The sequence below is a fragment of the Rathayibacter sp. AY1A7 genome (assembly GCF_002930845.1).
GTDB lineage: Bacteria > Actinomycetota > Actinomycetes > Actinomycetales > Microbacteriaceae > Rathayibacter.
Window position 1 is genome coordinate 23,224 of sequence record NZ_PSTL01000022.1, and the last position, 19,571, is coordinate 42,794.

Here is a 19,571-nt window from a genome sequence, read left to right on the forward strand (position 1 = left end):
CTCCCCGTTCGGGGGTGACGGCGGGGGGGCGACGCCGTGGACTCGGCGGATCGACGGTCCTCAGCCGCCGTCGTACGCGGAGGGGGATCGGCCGTGGCAGTCGGCTTCCGGCGGAGCGGAGAGCTCCGTGCCCTCGCGCGCCCCCGGCTCCGGGCGGCCGGCGACCCGCTCTCCCCCGAGGGCCACCGCTCCCGGCTGTCCGGCTGGCTCGGCATGCCCGGCGGGCCGGGTCTCGTGCGCCCCTCCGCCCTCGCTCCGGCGTGGGAGGCGCCCCTGCTCCGGCTCGTGCGCGCCGGGGCGCCGGCGGAGGACCTGCACGAGGCGACCACCGGCTCCCCCGAGGGCTCGCGCCTCGCGGCCGTCGTCGAGCTCGTCCGCGACGCCCTGCACTCCGCGGACGACGACCGCGCTCTGCGGCTCACCGGCTGGCTGGTGCGCATCCACTACGACCCGTCGGCCGACTCCTTCCTCCGCCGCTACGGGCTCGCGCTGACCGTCCGCCTGCCGCTGAGCGGCGGCCTCGACGTGGAGGTGCCGCTCGACGCCCCGGCGCTGCGCCTGCTCTACGCCGAGCTCGCAGCATCGATGGATCCGGCTGCAGCGGTCGTGGCGGTCGAGACCCGGGAGCCGTCGACCCTCGCGGCGTCGACCCTCGCCTCCCTCTACTCCGCCCGCTGACGCTGGAGCGACGTGGCCGAGTTCTCGGCGCCCGTCGAGAACGTGGACGCCGCCTCCGCCGCGGTGCTCATCCGCCGCGGCGTCGCTCTTCGCGAGCTCGGCCTGATCGAGGGCGCCCCCGAGGCGTTCGACCGCGTGGTGCGCCCGACCGTCACCAGCGCGCGTCCCCTGGAGCTGCCGGCGGAGGCGCTGCTCGAGCGCGCGAGCACGCTCCTCTCGGACGGGCGCACGGCTCCGGCTCGGCGCGATCTGGAGCGCGTGCTCTCCCGCTACCCGGACAGCGCCGCGGCGCACGAGCTGCTGGCGGTCACCGGACGCTGACGCGGCGGAGGGGCGCACCCTCTGCAGGATGCGCCCCTCCGGGGAGTACGTCGGCTCAGTGCGTCGGCTCAGCCCTCGGCCTTCGAGGGCTTGCCCTCGGCGGGCAGGACCTCGTGCGGGGTGTCGCGCTCGTCCTCGCCCTCGGCCTGCGACGGCTTGTCGGACTGGTCGTCCGGGTCCTCGACGGGGCTCGGGGTCTGGTCGCTCATCGGAGTCCCTCCGGCTCGTCGGACGTGGCGGACGGCTCGGGGTGCGCCTCGAACTCCATCCAGGCACGGTCCAGATCGGCCTGCGCCGACTCGGGCTCGCTGGCGAAGTAGCCGTCGTAGATCGCGCGGCCGCCGTGCTCGGGCAGGTCGTCGCGACCGCCGAAGGCCTGCGCGAAGCGGCCGACCTCGTCGTCCCTCTTCTGCTGATCCCGCAACCAGGCGGGGAAGGTCTGCGTCATGGTGACACCTCTCTCTCCTGTCCTCCAGCCAATCCCCCGCCGCGGATCCGGGCAAGCCCTTCCGCCGCGGGCCCCGAGGGGCCAGGCTCCGCCCTGGAGGAGACGGGCTCCGCCCTGGAGAAGCGGCGCTCCGCCCTCTAGAGGACATGTCCGCTACAGGGCGCCCCCTGCCCCGCCTCGGAGGAGAGCCGGCCCCTAGCGTGAGCCCGTGACCGACCCCGCTTCTCCGCGTCCCGCCCGCACCGCCGCGGGTCTGCGCCGCACTCTGCTCGCTCTGACCGCGACCGTCGCCCTGCTCGCCGGCACCGCGGCTCCCCTCGCCTCCGCCGAGCCGGACCCGGTGCCGGTCGGGAACGACCACCTCGCCAACGGCGTCGCCGCCTGGGGGCGCTACCTCAACGGGGAGTGGGACGTGCCGGCGGGCATGTCCGACCTCACGGACGTCGCGAGCAGCTACAGCCACACCCTCGCGCTCCACACCGACGGCACCGTCGAGGCCTGGGGAGCGGATCTGGAGGGCGAGCGGGACGTGCCGGCCGGGCTCCGCGAGGTGACCGCGATCTCGACCGGGTACCTCCACAGCATCGCCCTCACGATGGAGGGGACGGTCGTCGCGTGGGGCGACGACCGTCAGGGCCAGACCGACGTCCCGGCCGGACTCGGCGGCGTGACCGCCGTCGCCGCGGGCAGCTACCACACCCTCGCTCTGCGGGGCGACGGGACCGTGGCGGCCTGGGGCTCCGATCAGTTCGGAGCGACCGACGTGCCGGCGGGTCTCTCCGGAGTGGTCGCGATCGCCGCGGGCGGCTGGAACAGCCTCGCGCTGCGCGCCGACGGGACGGTCGTGGCGTGGGGCGGCGACGACAGGGGCGCGTACACCGCCCCGGCAGGCCTCCGCGACGTCGTCGCCGTCTCGGTCAGCTACTCCCACAGCCTCGCCCTGAAGCGGGACGGCACCGTCGTCACCTGGGGCGACCCCGCCGACTCCGGCTTGCCGCGGGTCCCCGCCGATCTCGGCGGCATCACCGCGATCGCCGCCGGCATCGGCTTCAGCGTCCTGCTGACGTCCGACGGCACCGTCGTCTCCCTGCACCCCGACGGCGACACGGAGCTGGACGTCCCGGCCGGGATCACCGGCGCCACCGGCATCGCGGTCGGCTTCAACCACGCCTTCGCGATCGGCCCGCTGCCGACCCTCACCGCCGACACCGCCGAGACGCTCGTCAAGACCGGGACCCGCTACTCCGCGACCTTCACGGCGTCCGGCCCGGCTGCGACCTTCGAGGTCTCGTCCGGCGCCCTTCCCGCGGGGGTGGCCCTCTCGCCGGAGGGCGTCGTCTCGGGCAGGCCGACCACCGCAGGCGACTCCACCTTCACGGTGAGCGCGCGGAACGCGTACGGCACCACGGCCGGCGTGCCGCACACGGTCACCGTGGTCCCCGCGAACACCCCGCCCGTCGTGACGGTCGCCTCCGCCACCGACGGCGCCTCCTACGAGAAGGGCTCGGAGCCGAGGGCCGCCTGCGCGATCACGGATGCGGAGAGCGGAACGTTCAGCGAGGAGGCCGTCGTCACCGGCACGCTCGTGAACGGCCTCGGCACCCGCACGGCGACCTGCACCTGGACCGACTACGGAGGACTGACCACGACCGCCGCCGCGACCTACCGGATCGTCGACACCGGCGTCCCCACCATCGCCGCGACGACCGCGCCGACGGCTCCGAACGCCGCGGGCTGGTTCCGCTCCCCCGTCTCCGTCGGCTTCTCCTGCGCCGACGGCAGCGGCTCCGGGATCCGCAGCTGCACCCCCGCGCGGATCCTGCGCGAGGGCCCCGGCCAGAGCGTCACCGGCACCGCCGTCGACAACGCGGGCAACCGCGCCACGACGACCCGCAGCGGCATCGCCATCGACACCACGAAGCCGCAGCTCTCGTTCACGTCGAGGCCCGAGGGGTCCTACCCCTACGGCACGGTGCTCCCGGAGGCGCGCTGCCTCGCGGACGACGCGCTCTCGGGCCTCACCGGCGACTGCGTGATCACGGGCGGCGGCCGCTCCGTCGGTCCGCACGTGTACCGGGCGACCGCGACCGACCGGGCGGGCAACGTCTCGACCCTCACCGCGTCCTACACCGTGACCCCGTGGACGATCGGCGGGCTCAGCACCTCGGTGAAGAGCGTGGCCGCCGGAGCCGCGACCGGCATGACGTTCCAGGTGACCTCGACGTCCTCCGCAGGAACGTTCCGCCACTCCGCCCTCGCCGACGTGCGCAGCGTCACGCAGAAGCAGACCTCCTGCACCGCCGGCGCCGTCCTCACCGGAGCGCCGACGACCACCCTGACCGGACGCCTCCGCTACGACACCGCGACGAACCGCTACGTGAAGGCGTGGACGGTGCCCGCGAAGCGGGGCACCTGCTGGACGCTGACGGTCACGACGGCGGACGGCAGCACGGGGAGCGCCCGGTACTCGGTGAAGTAGCGGCGGAGGACGGCCGACGCGGTCCGGTCAGGCTCCCGCCGCGGCGTACCGCTCCGCGAGCACGACGAACGCGGCGGCCAGCTCGGGCGGCTCCGCCCCGGCCATCGGAGCGTCGAACCGGCCGAACGACGCGGCGAGCGCCTCCCACGACCAGGCGCCGAGGGCGAGTCGGCAGCCCGCGTCGCCGAGGTCCTCCACCTCCCCGTCGCCCGCGTAGGGCAGGACCTCGGCGGCGGGCGCCTCCAGCACCACCGAGCCGCGGCACGGCCACCCCTCCTTGGGCGCTCCGCCGCGGAACCGCGCCTCCAGGAACTCGGCGGGACTCCCGACCGGCAGCGCCCGGCGGCGGAAGCGGGCACCGCGGGGTGAGCGCGGCTCGAGCCGGTCGACGCGGAACACCCGCCAGTCGTCGCGGTCGAGGTCGAAGCCGATGAGGTACCAGCGGCCCTGACGCGCGACCAGGTGGTGGGGCTCGACGCGGCGCACCGCCTCCGCGTACGCGAAGCGGAGCACCTCCGAGGCCCGGACGGCCGCCGCGACCGCGACCAGCCGCTCCGGAGGGACTGCGGGAGCCGGCGCCGCCGCGACCGTGAAGCGCAGCGCATCAGCTCGGGGCCGGAGCCGGGCGGGCAGGACCTGCCGCACCGTCGCCAGCGCACGGGCCGACGCCTCCTCGAGCCCCGCGATCGGCGCGCGCAGGGCGGCGGTGAGGGCGAGCACCTGCTCGTCGTCGAAGAGCAGCGGCGGGAGCTCGGCGCCGGCCTCGAGCCGGTACCCGCCGTCGGGGCCCTTCGCCGCGTCGATCCGGTAGCCCATCGTGCGGAGCCGGTCGACGTCGCGACGCACCGTGCGCGGCGCGATCCCCAGGCGCTCGGCGAGCACTCCGCCCGGCCAGTCGCGGCGGGTCTGCAGGAGGGAGAGGAGCAGGAGGAGCCGCTCGGTCGTCGTGGGCACGTCCCGAGGGTATTCCGAGAAGAGGACCGTTACCGTCCTCTTCTCCTGGGAGCGTCGGGGCACCGGGTGATCGACCCGGCACGACTGCGAGGAGCGCACCATGAGCATCACCACGACGACCCACCTCAACTTCCGCGGACAGGCCCGCGAGGCGCTGGAGTTCTACGCCTCGGTCACGGGAGGCCGGGTCGACGCGATGTCCTACGCGGACGCGAACGCTGTCACCTCGCCCGACGAGGCCGACCAGCTGATGTGGGGCCAGGTCGTCTCCGAGGCCGGCTTCCGCGTCATGGCGTACGACGTCCCCGCGCACACGGCTTACGACCCGGGCACGATCCAGGTGTTCGTGTCGCTGCGCGGCTCCGACGCCGAGGAGCTGCACCGCCTCTGGGACGGCCTCTCGGAGGGGGCAGCGGTCGTCGTGCCCCTGGCCCCGGCGGCCTGGTCGCCCCTCTACGGGATGCTGCGCGATCGCTTCGGAGTGACGTTCGTCGTCGACCTCGAGGTCGCCTGGGGCTGAGGCCCGCGGGCTCGGCGGCGGGGCGCGTCCCACTGCGGACGCGCCGGCCGCCGACTCGGTACGCTCAGCACCGGATCCGGTCGGAGGGACGCTGCATGCTGGAGACGATCTCCGAGGCCCTCTCGCTGGTCACCCTCCCCCTCGGCGTGCTGTTCCTGCTCGCCGCGTTCGTCGCGGCGCTGATCGACGGACGCTGGCTGACGACGACCGCCTACCTCGAGGAGGGTCCGCCCCTCGCGCTGCACTGGGTGACCCGGGCCGGCGAGGTGCGATCGCGTCCGCTGTCCGCCGGGGACCCGCTGACGCCGACACGGTCGGACCAGCGGGAGGTGCACTACCGCGAGGAGGATCCGCACCGCATCCGCCTGCACCGGTGGAGCGACGCGGTGCGGGCGCTGCGCCTGACCGGCCTGATCCTGCTCGGGGCGGGCGTCGTCCTCGGGATCCTGTCGACGGCACTGGCGGTCCTCGCCTAGGCGACGCTCCGTGCGCGAGGATCGGACCCGTGGATGCGGAACGGGTTCTCGGAGACGGTCGGGCCGACGGGGTGTGGTGCCGGCTCGGGGAGCCGCTGACCGTCGCGCAGATCGCGCGCGGCGGGCCGGCGTGGCTGTGCCTGGACGCGCAGCACGGCGCGTTCGACGACGCCGCGGTCCTCGCCTCCCTGCGCGCGCTCGGCGCCGTGAGCGGGAGGCCGCCCGTCGGCGTCCGGGTCGCCGGGCTCTCCGACGCGCTGATCGGCAGGGCGCTCGACGCCGGAGCGGACGTCGTCGTCGTCCCGATGATCGAGACGGTCGAGGAGGCGCTCGCGGCCGTCCGCGCCGCGCACTACCCGCCGCTCGGCCGCCGCAGCTGGGGGCCGATGTCCGATCTCTGGGGCGCCGCTCCCCCGTCGGCCGCCGAGGCGCGCACCGCGCTCTGGGTCATGATCGAGACGCAGGCCGGCCTCGACGCCGTCGATCGGATCCTCGCGGTGCCGGGCGTGAGCGGAGTGTTCGTCGGCCCGTTCGACCTCGCGATCGGCCTCGGACGGGACCTGTCCGACCTGCTCGCCGCGGACGGACCGGACGACCCGCTGCCGAGGATCGCCGCGGCGGCCCGGCGCGCGGGCAAGGGCGCCGGGGCCTACGCGGGCGACCGCGAGCGCGCCGGGCTGCTGCGATCGCTCGGCTTCCCGAGGGTCGCGGTCGCGACGGATCAGTCGCTGATCGCGCTCGGCACCGCGGCGGCGCTCGACGCGGACGCCGCCGACTCCGGCTGCTGAGCCCGAGGCCGGGCACAGGGCCGGCCGCCGGTCACCGGCGAGCGCTCCCGCCGGGGGGACGCACGGGCTCCGGCGGCTCGGGGACGAAGCGGAGGCCGCCGGCGGAGTTCGCGAGATCGGTGAGCGCCGAGATCCAGGCGGGCTTGATGCGGGGCATGCGGCCGCCGGCGTAGGTGTAGCGGAGCGTGTGCGAGGGGTGCAGCCCGATCGCGCTGCGGCCGTCGCTCATCCCGTTCTCGTCGCGCCAGGTGAGCAGGCACGACTCCCCCCGGCGCAGCTTCGCGGTGAGGACGATCTGCAGGTGGGCGAGCACCCGGTCCTCGACGTCGATCTCGACCGATCCGTCGTAGTGCAGCTTCCCCATCGGCATCTCCCGGCCTCGTCCTCGGAGGACGGGCGCGCCTCCGGCCCACCATCCTCGGGTGTCGTCCAGCGACCAGTTCGGGGCGGCGACAACCGGCGGATCAGCTGGTATCGGCGGATCCGCTGGTCTCGACGGGGCGGGGCTCAGGCCGGCGGGTTCGCCGCCATGAAGTCGCGCATCGGCAGCAGGTTCTGGAGAGGCGCGAAGTACCCGAAGCGGGGCAGGTCGAAGACCACTCCCGCGACTCCGGAGGACCCCATCGCCGCGATCCACTCGAGCGCGGCCGGCATCGGCACCTTCAGCACGCGCGACGCGTCCTCGTCGGAGAGGCCGGCGTGCAGCGCCCCGGCGCGGGCGCGCTCCCCCGTGGTGAAGGCGAAGACCATCGGCCCCGACTCCAGGCCGCCGACGAAGGGGGTGGGCGCGTCGTCCGGCCCCCGCGCGATGAAGCACCACATCGGCAGGGCGTAGACGCTGCGCCAGAGCGCGTCCATCGCGGCGAAGCTCTCGGGGTCGGCGCGCAGGGCCTCCGCCCGGGCGTCGATCTCGACGGTCTGATCCATGGGGCTCCCCTCGGCGCCGGCGATCGGCGCGGACCTCCACGCTAACGATGCTCCCGCTGGGCCGCACCCGCGATCGATCCGTCAGCAGCGGCCCGTCCCCGCGGCGGGCACGGGCCGCGGACGACGGATGGATGCGGTGGTGGCTGTGCGAGCCGTCCGCTGATCCGCTCGGCCACTGGCCCCGTCCAGGCGGTTAGGTTAGGTTAACCTTCGCAACCCCACCACCCCCTTCGAAGGATCGCCGTGCCCGCCACTCGCACCCCCCTCCGCCTGACCGCCGTCGCCTCGCTCGGCCTCGCCGCGCTGCTGCTCACCGCCTGCTCGGGAGGAGCCGACGCCGGCTCCGAGGGCACGTCCGAGAGCAGCGCCGCCGAGAGCGGCGAGGGCTTCCCCGTCACCGTCGACCACGCCTTCGGCAGCACCACCGTCGAGTCGGCCGACCGCGTCGTCGCGACGAGCTGGACCAACCAGGACGTGGCGCTCGCGCTGGGCGTGACCCCGGTCGGCTTCACCCGCGCCTCCTACGGCGACGAGGACGGCGACGGCCTGCTGGTGTGGACGAAGGAGGCGCTCGACGCCTCCGGCGCCGAGACCCCGACCCTGTTCGACGAGACCGACGGCGTGCCCTTCGAGGCGATCTCGGACCTCAGCCCGACCGTGATCCTCTCGGCCTACTCCGGCATCACCCGGCAGGACTACGACACCCTCAGCCAGATCGCCCCCACCGTCGCCTACCCGGGCCTGCCCTGGGGCACGACCTGGCAGGACTCCGCGAAGCTCGACGGCGCCGCGCTGGGCCTCGAGGACGAGGCCGTCGCGAAGGTCGGCGAGATCGAGAGCGACATCACGCAGACCACCGCGTCCTACCCGCAGCTCGCGGGCACCACGTTCATGTACGGCTGGTACGACCCGACCGACGCGAGCACCTTCACCTACTACACGCCGAACGACGCGCGCGTGAAGTTCGTCGAGGACCTGGGGCTGGACGTCGCCCCGAGCGTCGCCGAGCTCTCCGGCGACTCGGAGGCGTTCAGCGGCACGATCAGCTCCGAGAACGCCGACCAGCTCGACGCCGACGTGCTCGTCGTCTACGGCGACGACACGACCCTCGCCGCACTGCAGGCCGACCCGCTGCTCTCCAAGATCCCGGCCGTCGAGCGCGGCTCCGTCTACGTGCTGGAGGACGGCTCCTCCGCCGCCATGGCCACCTCGTCGCCGAACCTGCTCAGCATCCCGTGGGTGCTCGACGAGTACACCGCCGGCCTCGCCGCGGCCGCCGACAAGGTGTCGTGACCCGCACCGCACCCACCCGGAAGACGAGGGCGACCGCGCTGGCGGTCGCCCTCGTCGCGCTGGCCGTCGCGTCGGTCCTCTCGCTCGTGTACGGCTCCCGCGAGATCCCGCTCGGCGAGGTCTGGCCGGCGTTGACCTCCCCCGATCCGGCGTCCATCGTCGACGCAGCGGTGCAGGGGCGGGTGCCGCGGACGGTCCTCGCGATCCTGGTCGGCGCCGCGCTCGGGCTCGCCGGAGCCGTGATGCAGGGCCTGACCCGCAACCCGCTCGCCGATCCGGGCATCCTCGGCCTCAACTCCGGCGCCTCGCTCGCGGTCGTGCTCGGGATCGCCGGGGTCGGCGCGACGAGCCTGCCGCAGTTCATCTGGCTCGCGTTCCTCGGAGCCGCCGCCGCCGGGGCGTTCGTCTACGCGGTCGCGTCGCTCGGCCGCGAGGGCGCCACTCCGCTGAAGCTCGCCCTCGCCGGAGCCGCCACCGCCGCCGCGCTCACCTCCCTCATCAGCGCGGTCCTGCTCACCCAGGAGACCACGCTGAACCGCTTCCGCTTCTGGCAGGTCGGCGGAGTCGGCGGCGCCGAGACCGCGAGCATCCTGCAGGTCCTCCCGTTCCTCGCGGTCGGCGCGGTGCTGGCCCTCTCCAGCGCGCGAGGGCTCGACGCCCTGGCGCTCGGCGACGACCTGGCGACCGGCCTCGGCCGGCGCGTGGGGCGCATCCGCCTGGTCGCGGGGCTCGCGGCCGTGCTGCTCTGCGGCGCCGCGACCGCGATCGCCGGACCGATCGGATTCATCGGCCTGGTCGTCCCGCACCTCGCCCGCCGCGTCACCGGCCCCGCGCACGCCTGGCTGCTGCCCTCCTCCGCTCTGCTCGGCGCCCTGCTGCTGCTCGTCGCCGACGTGGTCGGCCGCGTGGTCGCCCGGCCGAGCGACGTCGAGGTGGGCATCGTGACCGCGCTGATCGGCGCCCCGGTGCTCATCGCGATCGTGCGCCGCTCGAAGGTGCGGGCGCTGTGAGGACCGCGGAGGCGCCCGCCGCGGTCGGCATCGCGGCCGGCCGCACGCTGCGCCGTCAACGCACGGTCATCGGCTGCGCGGTCCTCGCGGTGCTCGCGCTGGCGCTCGTCGTCGTCTCGCTCACGGTCGGCAGCACGGTCTACTCGGTGCCGGAGGTCGTCCGCGTGGTCCTCGGCGAGACCGTGCCGGGCGCCTCCTTCACCGTGGGCACGCTGCGGCTGCCGCGCACGATCACCGCCGTCCTGGTGGGCGTGGGCTTCGGGATGGGCGGCGTGATCTTCCAGACGATGCTGCGCAACGCCCTCGCCAGCCCCGACATCATCGGCATCACGTCGGGGGCGAGCGCGGCGGCCGTCGTCGCGATCGCGTTCTTCGGGCTCTCGGGCGGCGCGGTCTCGGTGATCGCGGTCGCGGCCGGGCTCGCGACGGCCCTGATCATCGCCGGGCTGGCCGAGGGCGGCGGAGTGATCGGAGCGCGGCTGATCCTCATCGGCATCGGCGTCGCGGCGATGTTCCAGAGCGTGATCGCCTACGTGCAGACCCGCGCCGACTTCGAGGACGTCCAGGAGTCGCTGCGCTGGCTGACCGGCAGCCTCAACTCGGCCGCCTGGCCCTCCGTCCCGCCGCTCGCGCTGACGATGCTCGTGCTGGTGCCGCTGGCGCTGCTGCTCTCGGGCCGGCTCGGCGTGCTGCAGCTCGGCGACGAGTCGGCGACCGCGCTCGGGCTCGACGTGCGGCGCAGCCGGCTGGCCCTGCTCGCGGTCGGAGTCGGCCTCGTGGCCGTCGCGACCGCCGCCACCGGCCCGATCGCGTTCGTCGCCTTCGTCTCGGGGCCGATCGCGCGGCGGATCCTGCCGAGCGCGCGCACGCTGCTGATCCCCTCCGCCCTGGTCGGCGCGGTCGTGGTGCTCGCCGCCGACCTGCTCGCCCAGTACGTCGTCGGCGCGCTGTTCTCGGGCGCGCGCTTCCCGGTCGGCGTCGTCACCGGCGCCCTCGGCGCGCCCTTCCTGCTCTGGCTCCTCGCCCGCCGCAACCGCTCCGGAGGCTCCCTGTGACCGACGCCCCGCCCACCCTCGCCGCCGACGCGGTCACCCTCGCCTACGACGAGCGCGTCGTGGTCGACGGGCTCTCGCTCGCCGTGCCGCCCGGCCGGATCACGGTGATCGTCGGCGCGAACGCCTGCGGCAAGTCGACGCTCCTGCGCGCGATGGCGCGGCTGATCACCCCGCGCTCGGGGAGCGTCCTGCTCGACGGGCGCGCGATCCACCGGCTCCCGACGCGCCAGGTCGCGCAGCAGGTGGGGCTGCTGCCGCAGACCCCGATCGCGCCGGAGGGGATCGCCGTCTCGGACCTGGTCGCCCGGGGCCGCTACCCGCACCGGGGCCTCTTCGGCCGCGGCTCCGGATCGGACGACGACGCGATCGTCGAGGAGGCGCTGCGCGACACCGGCACGCTCGAGCTCGCCGACCGCCCCGTGGACGAGCTCTCGGGCGGGCAGCGCCAGCGGGTGTGGATCGCGATGGCCCTCGCCCAGCGGACCGACGTGCTCCTCCTGGACGAGCCGACGACCTACCTCGACGTGTCGCACCAGGTCGAGGTGCTCGACCTGCTCACCGACCTCAACCGCTCGCGCGGGACGACCATCGTGATCGTGCTGCACGACCTCAACCTCGCCGCCCGCTACGCCGACCACCTCGTCGCCGTGCGCGACGGAGCCCTGTACGCCTCGGGCACGCCCGCCGAGGTGGTGACGCCGGAGACGGTGCGCGCGGTGTTCGGGATGGAGTCGCGCGTGATCGAGGACCCGGTCTCGCGGACGCCGCTGGTGCTGCCGATCGGGCGCCACCACTCGGGCTGAGCCCGGCCGGCCGTTCGGGGCTGAGCGGTCAGGGCCGGCCGGTCAGGCCGGGGCCGCGGCCAGGGAGGCGCCGTCGACGAGCGTGCAGCGGAGGAGCTGCTGCTCCCGTCGCGCGGGGTCGCCCTCGATGAGGATCTGCACGGCGCGGCGGCCCATGTCGCGCCGGGGCAGCTCGAAGCCGGCCTGCCAGCCGGTGCGGTCGGCCGATCCGGAGAGCGACACCAGCGACAGGTCGCCCGGCACCGCCACCCCCTCGGCCTCGGCGGCCTCCTGCAGGAGGACGAACTGCTCCTCCTGCTCGGCGAGGACGACCGTGACGCCCTCGGCGGCGATCCGGCGGATCCACTCCCGCGGCGACGCCTCCGGCCCCGGGACGAGGTGGAGGAAGCCGTCGCCGAGCTCGGCCCGCGCGCCGGCCATGCGGTCGGTGTACGACTCGACGCCCTCGCCGTGGCCGGCGTAGGCGAAGCGGGTGTGGCCGAGGGCGCGCGCGCAGGAGATCAGCTCGCGGACGATCGACGCGTAGTCGGCGGCCACGTAGGGCACGGGCCCGCCGGCGTCGTCGCGGCGGCCGATGCTGACGAAGGAGAAGCCGCTCGCGTTGAGGAACTCGAGCTCCTCGCGGGGCATGCGCTGCCCGAGGAGGATGCAGGAGTCGGCCAGGCGCAGCCGGGTGGTGCCGCCGCTGAGGCCGCCGCGGCGGCCGCCGACGCGACCGCTGGTCAGCAGGAGGAGGTCGATGTCGCGGTTCTGCGCCTCCTCCTCGATGCCGGCGAGGAACGGGTGGAAGAAGTCCTCGCGGTCGAGCGGGAACAGGCTCTCGTAGGTGTAGACGCCGATCATGCCGGTGCCGACCTGCTTGAGGCGGCGCGCGATGGGGTCGGCGACGTACCCCGTCTCCTGGATCGCCTTGAGGATCCGCGCCCGCGTCGCCTCCGGGACCCGGGCGAGCTGCTCGCCCTTGTCGTTGAGCACGAACGACACCGTCGTCTGGCTGACTCCCGCGAGACGCGCGATGTCCTTCTGCGTGATCCGCGGCACCCGGACACCCCCGCTTCATCCTGGTAATAGGTATTACGTCTTGACCTCAGGCTACCGATGACGAAGGATCGCCGTACGCCCATCCGGGGCGAGAGAGGGCGGAACGTCGACGATGATGAATCCCGCAGACCCAGACAACCAGACCACGGCCTCCCCGAGGCCCGATCGGCAGCACAAGCCCGATCAGCAGCCCGAGCACGATCCGCAGCGCAGGCCCGACAACTCGCGCCGCCTCTTCCTCGCCGGGGGCGCCGCCGCCCTCGCCGGCGCGGCAGGAGCCGTCGGCGCCGCCACTCCGGCCGCCGCCGCGCCCCCGGCCGACGCTCCCGGGCAGAAGAAGCGCCTGAGCGTCACCGAGGGGCCGATCTCGCCGCTCGACAAGGAGTTCCGCTGGGACGACCGCGCCGGCGCCGACAACACCCGCGCGGTGCAGGCGGCCATCGACAAGGCGATGACCGCTCCGGGCGGCGAGGTGTCGCTGCCCGCCGGCGAGATCCGGGTGACGGGCCTCGCGGTCGACTACCGCGGCTACCCGGTGCAGCCCGAGAACGGGCCGCCCTACGGCTACGCCGGGCCGAAGATCGTCGGCGCCGGCATGCGCCAGACGAGGATCGTCCAGATCGAGGGCTCGACCCGCGACATCTTCACCGTCTCCGGCCAGACGGGCGACGCGGCCGGTCCCGCCAACAACAACAAGGCCACCGGCGTCGTCCTCGCCGACTTCGAGATGACGGGCACGCCCTCCGGCGGCCACGGGATGTCGCTGCGCTCGCTGGTCAACTGCGAGTTCCGCAACCTGTGGATCCAGAAGACCGGCAAGTCGGGCATCTTCCGCGAGCGCGCCACCTTCGTGTCGGGCGTCGACGACGAGTACTCGTACGCCAACTCCTGGAACAAGATCAAGATCGTCGCCCCCGCGGGCTGGGGCGTGGAGGACTCGGGCAAGGCCTCCATCGGCGGCTCGATGACCAACGTCGAGGCGATCAGCCCCGGCCTCGGCGGCTTCCTCCTCGCGCCGACGAACATGACGCTGCTCGACTGCCAGGCCATCGGCGGCACGGTCGGCCTCCGGTCGATCCGCAACGAGAACCGGCGCTCGGTCAACTCCGGCCTGACCCTGATCAACTTCCGCTCGGAGGGCTCCCGCGACGGCTGGGAGGTGCTGATCGAGGCCGGCACGAGCCACATGATCGTGAACCCGAACTTCTTCCCGACCTCGGGCGCGAACTGCCTCGGCGTCGGCCTGACGAACGGCGGAGCGGACTTCGAGGTGCGCAACCTCACCGTCCTCGGCGGCTTCTACGGGCTCAGCCTCGGCCGCTTCCCGCAGCAGAAGGCGATCGTGCTGGGCAGCGACTCCTCCCAGACGCGCCTCGTGAACCCGTTCATCGAGCGCGGCGCCGCGGGAGTGGACGAGGGCTCGCTGATCGTCGACGACGGACGCCTGACCTCGTTCGAGCTCGGCCGCGGCCGGGTGGAGCGCGCGGCCGGCTACACCACGGTCGCCCGCGCCCCCGAGACCATCCCGACCCCTCCGGCCGGACAGGTCAACGAGGGCTGGGAGCGCTCCGGCGACACCTGGCGGAAGGTGGCCGTCTTCCCCGACGGGCACCGCGTCGTCATCGCCTCCTGACCCCGGGCGGCGGCGCCCTCCGCGCCGCCGCCCTCCCCCACTGCACACGGAACGAGCACCAGAACGCATGCATGACGACAGCACCCGCATCGAAGCCCGCATCGCCCGCTTCCGCGCCGAGAGCCTCCGGCCGGCGATCCACCGGGCGGTCGAGCCGCTCGGGATCGAGTCGTGGACCGCTCCGGGCGAGCCGGTCCCCTTCGACCAGGCGCGGGCCGCGTCCTACGCGCCCGCCCACATCGGGGAGCCGTGGGGCGCCCCCTGGGGCACCGTGTGGTTCCACGTGAGCGGCGAGATCCCCGCCTCCTGGGTCGGCGTCGACGGCTGCGAGCCCGAGCTCGTCGTCGACCTCGGCTACACCGGCGCCCAGTCCGGCTTCGAGGCGGAGGGGCTCGTCTTCACCGCGACCGGCACGGTCGTGAAGGCCGTCGAGCCGTTCAACCAGTCGGTCCCGCTCGACCGGCTGCCCGGCCGCGAGGCGGGCGACCGCACGGTCGAGCTCTACATCGAGGCCGCCGCCAACCCGAACATCACCGGCGACTGGTCCTTCACCCCCACGGCGCTCGGCGGCCGCCCCGCCGACGGCGCCCTGCCGTCCGACCCGCTCTACCGCCTCCGCCGTCTCGAGCTCGGGCTGCTCGACCGAGAGGTCTGGGAGCTGGAGCAGGACATGGCCGTGCTCGTCGGGCTGATCGGGCAGCTGCCCGAGTCCTCCCAGCGGCGCGCCGAGATCGTCCGCGCCCTCGACCGCGCCGTCGACTTCCTCGATCCGGACGACGTGTCCGGCACCGCCGCCGCGGGCCGGGAGGCGCTGCGGACGGTCCTCGAGCGCCCCGCCTCGGCCAGCGCGCACCACCTGCACGCCGTCGGCCACGCCCACATCGACTCCGCCTGGCTCTGGCCCGCCCGCGAGACCGCCCGCAAGGTGGCCCGCACCTTCTCGAACGTCTGCGACCTGATCGAGCGCGAGGAGGGCTTCGTCTTCGCCGCCTCCTCCGCGCAGCAGTACGCGTGGCTGAAGCGCGACCACCCGGAGCTGTTCGAGCGCGTCCGCGGCCACGTGCTCGCGGGCCGCTTCGTGCCGGTCGGCGGGATGTGGGTCGAGTCGGACACGAACATGCCCGGCGGCGAGGCGCTCGTGCGCCAGCTGCTCGAGGGCAAGCGCTTCTTCCTCGACGAGTTCGGGATCGACACCGAGGAGGTCTGGCTCCCGGACTCCTTCGGCTACTCCGCCGCGCTGCCGCAGATCATCGCCGGAGCGGGCGGGCGCTGGTTCCTCACGCAGAAGATCTCGTGGAACGAGACCAACACGATGCCCCACCACACCTTCTGGTGGGAGGGCATCGACGGCACCCGCGTGTTCACGCACTTCCCGCCCGTCGACCTCTACAACTCCGACCTCTCCGGCGAGGACCTCGCCCGCGCCGAGCGCCAGTACGCCGAGAAGGGCAGCGGCACCATGTCGCTCGTGCCCTTCGGCTACGGCGACGGCGGAGGAGGCCCCAACCGCGAGATGATCGCGGCCGCCCGCCGCACGCGCAGCCTCGAGGGCTCGCCGACCGTCGAGCTGTCCACGCCCCGCCGCTTCTTCGAGGAGGCGCAGGCCGAGTACCCGGACGCGCCCACCTGGTCGGGCGAGCTCTACCTCGAGTTCCACCGCGGCACCTACACGTCGCAGGCGCGCACCAAGCAGGGCAACCGCCGCAGCGAGCACCTGCTCCGCGAGATCGAGCTGTGGGCGACCACGGCCCTCGTCCGCGCCGGGGTCCCGTACCCGGCCGACGAGCTGCGCGAGATGTGGCGGACGGTCCTCCTGCAGCAGTTCCACGACATCCTGCCCGGCACCTCCATCGCCTGGGTGCACCGCGAGGCGGAGGAGAACTACGCCCGCATCGCGCAGCGGATCGAGGAGATGATCGCCGAGGCAGTCCGGGCCCTCGCCGGCGAGGGCTCCGCGGAGCTGCTGGTGAACTCCTCCCCCTTCCCCATCGGGGGCGTGCCGGCGCTCGGCGCGGCCGCGGCCGACCCCGCCGCGGAGCACTCGGCCCCGACGCTCCGCTCCGACGGCGACGCCCACGTCCTCGACAACGGGCTCGTCCGGGTGCGGATCGGCGCCTCCGGGCTCCTCGAGTCGGTCGTGGACCTCGCGAGCGGCCGGGAGGTCGTGCCCGCCGGCGCCGCCGCGGGGCTCCTCCAGCTCCACCGCGACACCCCGAACAAGTGGGACGCCTGGGACCTCGACGACAACTACCGCCGCACGGTGGAGGACCTCGTCGGCGTCGACTCGGTCCGCGCCGGCACCGTGAGCGACCCGCTCGGCCGCGAGGTGCCGGCGGTCATGATCACCCGCTCGTTCGGCGGCTCCACGGTCGTGCAGACCGTCTCGCTGCAGATCGGCCGGGCGGCCGTCGACCTCGACCTCGACATCGACTGGCACGAGCGCCGCAAGCTGCTCAAGCTCGCCTTCCCGCTCGACCTGCTCTCGGACCGGGCGACGTCCGAGATCCAGTTCGGCCACGTGCACCGGCCGACCCACGTGAACACGACGTGGGACGCCGCCCGCTTCGAGACCGTCGCGCACCGCTGGGTGCACGTCGGCGAGCCGGGCTTCGGCGTCGCGGTCGTCAACGACTCCACCTACGGGCACGACATCACCCGCGACCGCGCCGCGGCCGGCACCCCGACGACCACGGTCCGGCTCTCGCTCCTGCGCGCGCCGCTGTTCCCCGACCCGGACGCCGACCAGGGCCGCCACCGCCTCGCAGTGTCGCTCGTGGTCGGCGCCGAGCTGCCCGACGCCGTCGAGGCCGGCTACGCGCTGAACACCCCGGTCCGCAGGCTCACCGGCGCCGCGCCCGTCGCTCCCCTGGTGTCGATCGACGACCCCTCGGTGATCGTCGAGGCTGTGAAGGCGGCGGACGACGGGAGCGGCGACGTGATCGTGCGACTCTACGAGTCGCTCGGCCGCCGCGCCGCAGCGACCCTCCGCGCCGCCTTCGCCGTCCGGGCGGTCACCCGCACCGACCTGATGGAGCGCCCGACCGAGCAGGTCCGCATCGAGAGCTCCGTCGAGGCGGATTCGGCCGACGTGCGCCTCGAGCTGCGTCCGTTCGAGATCGCGACGGTGCGCCTGGCGCGCTGAGCGCGAGGGGACGAGGGGCGGGAGCAGGCCGGGTCGGCTTGCTCCTGCCCCTGCGTCATGTGGTCTGCTCGATGCACAAGGTCCCGATCGGAGAGGTCCCCCATGCAGTCGTTCCCCGCCCCGCCCCGCCAGGTGCAGATCGGCGACGCCGCCGCGTTCGCCGGCGTCACTCCGCGGGCGATCCGCCACTACCACCGGCTCGGCCTGCTCCCCGAGCGCGAGCGGGGCGGAGACGGTCGTCGGCGCTACGGCTACGACGACATCATCCGGCTGCTCTGGATCCGCCGCCTGGCCGACGCCGGGGTCGCGCTCGAGGACATCCGGGACGCCTTCGCCGTCGCAGCCCCGGCCGGCGCCGAGGACAGCGCCGACCGCGAGGACGAGGTCGCGGGTGTCCTCGCGCGGCTGGACGACGCGCTCGCCGCGCAGGAGGAGGAGCTGCAGCGGAAGCGGGCCTCGGTCCGGCGCATGCGGACCCTCGGCGGCCGGCTGGGGCTGCTCGACGACATCGTCTCGCGCCGCCTCGAGGGCGCACCCGAGGGCTCGCTGCGCCAGGCCGACCTCGACACCCTGCTGGTCACCGAGCGGATGTTCGGCCCGCTGGGCGCCGTCTCCCAGGCCGGCCGCTTCGTCGTCCTGGCCGCCGATCCGGCGCTGCGGGCGGAGGCCGACCGCGTCGACGCCGCCGAGGAGGCCCTCGACGACACGGTCGCCGAGGACGACCCCCGGGTGGAGCAGGTGGCGCGGGAGCGGCGCGCCTTCGAGGCCCGGCTGATGCGCGTCGTCGAGGAGTCCGGTCAGCTCGAGGAGGACGAGGCGATCTTCGACGCGTGGGACGAGGCGCACCCGCCCGAGGACCCCGCGCCGGCCCCCGATCCCGCACAGGGCTCCCGCGCCCGGAGCGCCGGCGAGATCATCCGGAGCCTGCCCTACGACGTCTCGCCGGCCCGCCTGCGCGCCATGGACCTGGCGATGCGGCTCGGGATGGAGGAGGCGCCGGCGTCCTGAGACGCGGCGTCACGCCCGCGCGGTCACCCGAGGACCTCCCGCAGCACCTCCAGCGCCCGCTCGCGGTCGCCGACCCCGCCGCCCTCGTGCCCGCTGTACGGCCACACGTCGATCGACGTCTCGCCGCCGGAGACGTTGTGGGAGGCGAAGACCGTCGAGGGCGGGCAGATCGCGTCCATCAGGCCGACCGAGCGGTGCACCCGGCAGCCCAGGCGCCGGGAGAAGTGGACGCCGTCGACGTAGGAGAGGGTCCGCTCGACGGCGTCGAGGTCCTCGGGGCGGGTCGCCAGGTAGCGGGCGATCTCCAGGTAGGGCGCCTCGTTCGTGACGGTCGTGGCGCGGAGGACGTCGGAGAGGAAGGGCACCAGGGCGATCGCGGCGCGCACCCGGGGGCGCAGCGCCGCCGCGGCGGTCGCGAGCGCTCCGCCCTGGCTGCCGCCGAAGACCGACACGCGGTCCGGGTCCAGCCCGGGGAGCGACTCCACGGCGTCGACGGCGAGCGCCGCGTCCGCGATGAGGCGCCGGTAGTAGTACGTCTCGGGCGACTCGATGCCGCGGGTCGTGACCCCGGGGTACGCGGGTCCGCTGCCGTGGGGGTCGGGGGTGGCACCGGAGCGGGCGAGGCGGCCGGCTCCCTGGCCTCGCGCGTCGACGACCAGGTGCGCGTACCCGGCGGCGGCGATCCAGAGGTGCTCGATCGGCCGGCCCCGTCCGCTGCCGTACCCGGGGTACTCGATCACCACGGGGAGCGGGGCGCCCGGGTCGACCGCGGGGGTCACCAGCCAGGCGGCGATCGGCTCGCCCGCGAAGCCGGGGAACCGCACGTCCCGCACCCGCACCAGCGGGAGGCCCGCGTCGACCGGCACGGCGCTGACGCCGGGGCCGCCCTCCCGCCCGAGCGCGAGGGTGGCCCGCCAGAAGGCGTCGAAGCCGTCGGGCTCCGCGACCTCCGCACGGAACTCGCGGAGGGCGGCGAGGGGGCGATCCGTGAACAC

Annotated in this window: 20 protein-coding genes; 13 read left to right on the top strand and 7 right to left on the bottom strand. The window is 74.6% G+C overall.

Features of this window, described 5'->3' with window-relative positions; all coding sequences use genetic code 11:
* The first annotated feature begins 93 nt into the window (after positions 1-93).
* Positions 94-678, top strand: coding sequence for a hypothetical protein (locus tag C5B95_RS14475; protein ID WP_104349492.1), 585 nt, complete (start codon positions 94-96; stop codon positions 676-678).
* Positions 679-690: 12 nt separating this feature from the next.
* Entirely contained in the window at positions 691-999 is a 309-nt protein-coding gene (locus C5B95_RS14480) for a tol-pal system YbgF family protein (protein WP_104349493.1), read from the top strand.
* 68 nt (positions 1,000-1,067) lie between these two features.
* Here C5B95_RS14480 and C5B95_RS17615 read toward each other — a convergent pair whose 3' ends face one another.
* Positions 1,068-1,208, bottom strand: a complete 141-nt coding sequence (locus tag C5B95_RS17615) for a hypothetical protein (RefSeq protein WP_159940045.1) — start codon at positions 1,206-1,208, stop codon at positions 1,068-1,070.
* Positions 1,205-1,447, bottom strand: coding sequence for a hypothetical protein (locus tag C5B95_RS14485; protein WP_104227148.1), 243 nt, complete (start codon positions 1,445-1,447; stop codon positions 1,205-1,207). The genes C5B95_RS17615 and C5B95_RS14485 overlap by 4 nt, the downstream gene beginning before the upstream one ends.
* Positions 1,448-1,655: 208 nt before the next feature.
* Here C5B95_RS14485 and C5B95_RS14490 point away from each other — a divergent pair, with 208 nt between their 5' ends.
* Positions 1,656-3,926, top strand: a complete 2,271-nt coding sequence (locus C5B95_RS14490; protein WP_104349494.1) for a PxKF domain-containing protein — start codon at positions 1,656-1,658, stop codon at positions 3,924-3,926.
* 27 nt (positions 3,927-3,953) lie between these two features.
* Here the strand turns inward: C5B95_RS14490 and C5B95_RS14495 are convergent, their stop codons facing one another.
* The gene (locus C5B95_RS14495; protein ID WP_258060027.1) at positions 3,954-4,880 is read right to left on the bottom strand and encodes a YafY family protein; all 927 of its coding nucleotides are present in this window, start codon (positions 4,878-4,880) and stop codon (positions 3,954-3,956) included.
* A 100-nt stretch (positions 4,881-4,980) separates the two neighbouring features.
* Here C5B95_RS14495 and C5B95_RS14500 point away from each other — a divergent pair, with 100 nt between their 5' ends.
* The 3 genes from C5B95_RS14500 to C5B95_RS17625 all read left to right on the top strand — a co-directional run bounded on the left by C5B95_RS14500 (position 4,981) and on the right by C5B95_RS17625 (position 6,664).
* The gene (locus C5B95_RS14500) at positions 4,981-5,400 is read left to right on the top strand and encodes a VOC family protein (RefSeq protein ID WP_104349496.1); all 420 of its coding nucleotides are present in this window, start codon (positions 4,981-4,983) and stop codon (positions 5,398-5,400) included.
* Between the two features lie 95 nt (positions 5,401-5,495).
* A complete protein-coding gene (locus tag C5B95_RS17620) occupies positions 5,496-5,876 on the top strand; it encodes a hypothetical protein (protein ID WP_104267914.1) in 381 nt (126 codons plus the stop codon).
* Between the two features lie 29 nt (positions 5,877-5,905).
* Positions 5,906-6,664, top strand: coding sequence for an HpcH/HpaI aldolase/citrate lyase family protein (locus tag C5B95_RS17625; protein ID WP_181068097.1), 759 nt, complete (start codon positions 5,906-5,908; stop codon positions 6,662-6,664).
* A 31-nt stretch (positions 6,665-6,695) separates the two neighbouring features.
* On the opposite strand, the gene C5B95_RS14510 is transcribed toward C5B95_RS17625, so the two are convergent.
* Both C5B95_RS14510 and C5B95_RS14515 read right to left on the bottom strand, forming a co-directional pair.
* Positions 6,696-7,028 (bottom strand): ATP-dependent DNA ligase, encoded by a 333-nt coding sequence (locus C5B95_RS14510; RefSeq protein ID WP_104349504.1) that lies wholly within the window; start codon positions 7,026-7,028, stop codon positions 6,696-6,698.
* A 143-nt stretch (positions 7,029-7,171) separates the two neighbouring features.
* Positions 7,172-7,591 carry a hypothetical protein gene (locus C5B95_RS14515; RefSeq protein ID WP_104224305.1) on the bottom strand — a complete coding sequence of 140 codons (420 nt, stop codon included), beginning with the start codon at positions 7,589-7,591 and terminating at the stop codon, positions 7,172-7,174.
* A 243-nt stretch (positions 7,592-7,834) separates the two neighbouring features.
* On the opposite strand from C5B95_RS14515, the gene C5B95_RS14520 reads away from it, so the two are divergent.
* From C5B95_RS14520 to C5B95_RS14535, 4 genes are read left to right on the top strand one after another with little or no spacing between them, the layout of a single operon-like run.
* The gene (locus C5B95_RS14520) at positions 7,835-8,884 is read left to right on the top strand and encodes an iron-siderophore ABC transporter substrate-binding protein (protein ID WP_104329680.1); all 1,050 of its coding nucleotides are present in this window, start codon (positions 7,835-7,837) and stop codon (positions 8,882-8,884) included.
* Positions 8,881-9,894 (top strand): iron ABC transporter permease, encoded by a 1,014-nt coding sequence (locus C5B95_RS14525; RefSeq protein ID WP_104224306.1) that lies wholly within the window; start codon positions 8,881-8,883, stop codon positions 9,892-9,894. The genes C5B95_RS14520 and C5B95_RS14525 overlap by 4 nt, the downstream gene beginning before the upstream one ends.
* The gene (locus tag C5B95_RS14530; RefSeq protein WP_104273799.1) at positions 9,891-10,949 is read left to right on the top strand and encodes an iron chelate uptake ABC transporter family permease subunit; all 1,059 of its coding nucleotides are present in this window, start codon (positions 9,891-9,893) and stop codon (positions 10,947-10,949) included. The genes C5B95_RS14525 and C5B95_RS14530 overlap by 4 nt, the downstream gene beginning before the upstream one ends.
* Positions 10,946-11,752, top strand: coding sequence for an ABC transporter ATP-binding protein (locus tag C5B95_RS14535; protein WP_104224308.1), 807 nt, complete (start codon positions 10,946-10,948; stop codon positions 11,750-11,752). Before C5B95_RS14530 ends, C5B95_RS14535 begins: the two co-directional genes overlap by 4 nt.
* A 42-nt stretch (positions 11,753-11,794) precedes the next feature.
* Here the strand turns inward: C5B95_RS14535 and C5B95_RS14540 are convergent, their stop codons facing one another.
* A complete protein-coding gene (locus C5B95_RS14540; protein WP_104227154.1) occupies positions 11,795-12,793 on the bottom strand; it encodes a LacI family DNA-binding transcriptional regulator in 999 nt (332 codons plus the stop codon).
* Positions 12,794-12,905: 112 nt separating this feature from the next.
* Between C5B95_RS14540 and C5B95_RS14545 the strand changes: the two genes are divergently transcribed.
* The 3 genes from C5B95_RS14545 to C5B95_RS14555 all read left to right on the top strand — a co-directional run bounded on the left by C5B95_RS14545 (position 12,906) and on the right by C5B95_RS14555 (position 18,576).
* Positions 12,906-14,426, top strand: a complete 1,521-nt coding sequence (locus C5B95_RS14545; RefSeq protein ID WP_104234018.1) for a hypothetical protein — start codon at positions 12,906-12,908, stop codon at positions 14,424-14,426.
* A gap of 67 nt (positions 14,427-14,493) precedes the next feature.
* Complete coding sequence (locus C5B95_RS14550; RefSeq protein ID WP_104349498.1) at positions 14,494-17,568, top strand: glycoside hydrolase family 38 C-terminal domain-containing protein; 3,075 nt, start codon at positions 14,494-14,496, stop codon at positions 17,566-17,568.
* Between the two features lie 102 nt (positions 17,569-17,670).
* Positions 17,671-18,576 carry a MerR family transcriptional regulator gene (locus C5B95_RS14555; protein WP_104349499.1) on the top strand — a complete coding sequence of 302 codons (906 nt, stop codon included), beginning with the start codon at positions 17,671-17,673 and terminating at the stop codon, positions 18,574-18,576.
* Between the two features lie 23 nt (positions 18,577-18,599).
* Here C5B95_RS14555 and C5B95_RS14560 read toward each other — a convergent pair whose 3' ends face one another.
* Positions 18,600-19,571 (bottom strand): acetylxylan esterase, encoded by a 972-nt coding sequence (locus tag C5B95_RS14560; RefSeq protein ID WP_104349500.1) that lies wholly within the window; start codon positions 19,569-19,571, stop codon positions 18,600-18,602.